The 2,253-nt window shown below is 58.8% G+C and carries 6 protein-coding genes; all 6 read right to left on the bottom strand.

Annotated features, from left to right (window positions below; genetic code table 11):
- The coding region (locus tag ABX749_RS30235; RefSeq protein ID WP_372899311.1) for a DNA cytosine methyltransferase at positions 1-288 on the bottom strand (288 nt) is incomplete at its 3' end.
- On the bottom strand, positions 285-545 hold the full coding sequence (locus ABX749_RS30240) for a hypothetical protein (protein WP_372899312.1): 261 nt from the start codon (positions 543-545) through the stop codon (positions 285-287). The genes ABX749_RS30235 and ABX749_RS30240, both read right to left, overlap by 4 nt.
- A gap of 93 nt (positions 546-638) precedes the next feature.
- The gene (locus ABX749_RS30245) at positions 639-851 is read right to left on the bottom strand and encodes a hypothetical protein (RefSeq protein WP_372899313.1); all 213 of its coding nucleotides are present in this window, start codon (positions 849-851) and stop codon (positions 639-641) included.
- Positions 848-1,060: a hypothetical protein gene (locus ABX749_RS30250; protein ID WP_372899314.1), complete on the bottom strand. Its 213-nt coding sequence runs from the start codon at positions 1,058-1,060 to the stop codon at positions 848-850. Before ABX749_RS30250 ends, ABX749_RS30245 begins: the two co-directional genes overlap by 4 nt.
- Positions 1,057-1,809 (bottom strand): recombinase RecT, encoded by a 753-nt coding sequence (locus ABX749_RS30255; protein WP_372899315.1) that lies wholly within the window; start codon positions 1,807-1,809, stop codon positions 1,057-1,059. The genes ABX749_RS30250 and ABX749_RS30255 overlap by 4 nt, the downstream gene beginning before the upstream one ends.
- The coding region (locus ABX749_RS30260; RefSeq protein ID WP_372899316.1) for a PD-(D/E)XK nuclease-like domain-containing protein at positions 1,799-2,253 on the bottom strand (455 nt) is incomplete at its 5' end. The genes ABX749_RS30260 and ABX749_RS30255, both read right to left, overlap by 11 nt.

Genomic DNA, 2,253 nt, shown 5'->3' on the forward strand with positions numbered 1-2,253 from the left:
AAGCTCGAAGAACAGTCCCGACCGCTCTCCCGCGAGTCCTGCCCCTTTTCCGGCATAGCTGATGTCTTGGCAGGGGAACCCTCCCGCGATGACATCGACCCGTTCGGTATCGGGCTGCGGCCAGGTCCGCACGTCGTCGTGTCGTCGGACATCGGGCCAGTGTTTTGCGAGCACTCGTCTTGCATAGTCGTCAATCTCCACTTGCCATTTGCAGGTCATGCCTGCGCGTTCGAATCCTAAGTCAATGCCGCCGATCCCGGCGAATAATGAGCCGAATGTGAGCGTCATGCCATCTCAACTCCCAGACGATCAATCACGACCGTCCCTTTCGTTTTCCACTGTTTCCGAATCTCCGCCTTTGCGACGTCGTTTTCCGAACGCCAAACGTCATGCCGAAGCTTGGAACCGCCCACGGCGAAAACGTCGCTGTACGTCACCTCGCACCTCCATGTAAGCTCCGCGATCGCCTTGACGCCCGCCGCGTTCAGTCGGCCCTTGGGGGAGTGCTTGGCGATCAGGTCGCGGATGGTTTGCTGTGGGTCCATCGGTTCCTCTGTATTAAAAAGCCGGTGTGTAAATCGCTCCCCCAGACTTATGTCTGGAGCTGCCACCGGCCGCCCCACGCGGGGCTTGGATTGCTAGACTTCCACATGCCCCCAACGCCTGCCCGCTCGGACATCGTTGATAGTGCTCTTGCTGACCTTCAATACCGCCGCGACTTTCACCGACGGCAATGAGCCACGCTTGACCACACGCACCCGCGCGTCGGTCATCTTCGCTTGCCTGCTCTTCTCCCCCGCGGTCGATTCCCAACCGCGCAGGGCGAGTGATCCTCTCTTACGTCGTGTCATGCCGGCCGCCTCCAATACTTCGCCATGCTGCCCATCTGCACCGTTTGCGTGTGGACCATGACGATTCGCCCGCAGGGGTACTGAATCCGGTCCCAGCGGTAATAAGTCCCGCCGATAATCTCGGTGTATTGGGCTTGGCCCGCTTGGATCGCGACGAACGAACCGCAGGAGGGTCCGCCGATCAGTTCGGCCTCTTCGTATTTGGTCATTGGTCATGCTCCAGGTTCGCAGCCGGCAACGCAGCCAACACTTCCTTGGCCGACCGCACCGCTTGCGATTTCGCTTCCAGCGTCACGTATCCGTCATCGTCGCGGTCCATCGCGTCTCGGATCTCCGCATTGAGCGGCAACCATTTCGACGCACGGCGAAAGACGGTTTTCTTCGCCATCTCTGCCCAGTCGGTTTGCCACGGACCGTTGTTGCTCGCCTTGCTTCGCTTGCGGACTGCTTCGATGTCCTCGGTGCTCATCACCTCGCACTTCTCCGCCCCGTCCTTAAACGTCACGATGCAATAGACGGCGTAGATGTCGCCCCGGTCCTTGATGCGAAAGTCAATCTCGTGCTTGACGATCTCGCCCCGGTCGTATTTGAAATCGTCTTTGTCTCGCACGATGTCGGAGTGAATCCGTGCAACCTGTCCACTGCGGTAAACCAGTTCGACGATCCCCTTGTAATCCAGGATCAACTGGCATTCTTTGCCGTAGGGGATCAGGTGTGCCCGTCGCCCGTCCGGCTCCAATCCCCACTGCGACAGATCCAGCATCGCCTTGAAGAAAGACTCTTGCGTGCATTGGGCGAGCTTCGGTGTCCGCCGCAACGCGGTCAGGGCAACACGTGCCATCCGCTCGGGGGTGACGTGGCGGGGTAGCACCTTGGCCAGTTCCGCCTTGAACATCTCGCTTGACAGTCTGTCCGCGATGCTCATTTCTCGCTTCGTTTCAGCAATCTCAGTCGTCATGGCTTCCTCTCTTTCGGTAAACACTTGGCAAAACAATCTCGGTCAATTCGTGCTCGTCCTTCTCCGACCAGTCACCGCTGGTCATTCGGTCCTGATACTCGCACAGCAACGAGTACCGCTCAGCGAATCCCTTCTGTATCGACTCAGCGTCCAGAATGCACGCACGAGCCCGATACGGTGCCTGCGTCTCGACAACCGCAAAGACGACCGACCACAGCGGCAAGTCAATCTCGTAATGCTGTGACGCAATCGATGCGTAATGAGCCGCCTGGATGTGGTAGCCGAAGTCCTCGCACGCATAAGCGAACTTCCGCTCCGACCACTCCGACACGGTTTTGATGTCGACCACGAACGGGTGCTGTTCATCGATGATCGCCTTATCGCATCGGATCTTGCACGGCACGCCAGTCTCGGCGTCATCGCATCGAATGGAATGTTCCACCG

This window comes from Stieleria sp., from assembly GCF_041595215.1.
Taxonomy (GTDB): domain Bacteria; phylum Planctomycetota; class Planctomycetia; order Pirellulales; family Pirellulaceae; genus Stieleria; species Stieleria magnilauensis.

Bases quoted from the DNA above. Each gene is read 5' to 3' on its own strand.
- ABX749_RS30245 (WP_372899313.1), bottom strand. From the start codon at position 851: ATGACACGACGTAAGAGAGGATCACTCGCCCTGCGCGGTTGGGAATCG.
- ABX749_RS30255 (WP_372899315.1), bottom strand. From the start codon at position 1,809: ATGACGACTGAGATTGCTGAAACGAAGCGAGAAATGAGCATCGCGGAC.
- ABX749_RS30240 (WP_372899312.1), bottom strand. From the start codon at position 545: ATGGACCCACAGCAAACCATCCGCGACCTGATCGCCAAGCACTCCCCC.
- ABX749_RS30250 (WP_372899314.1), bottom strand. From the start codon at position 1,060: ATGACCAAATACGAAGAGGCCGAACTGATCGGCGGACCCTCCTGCGGT.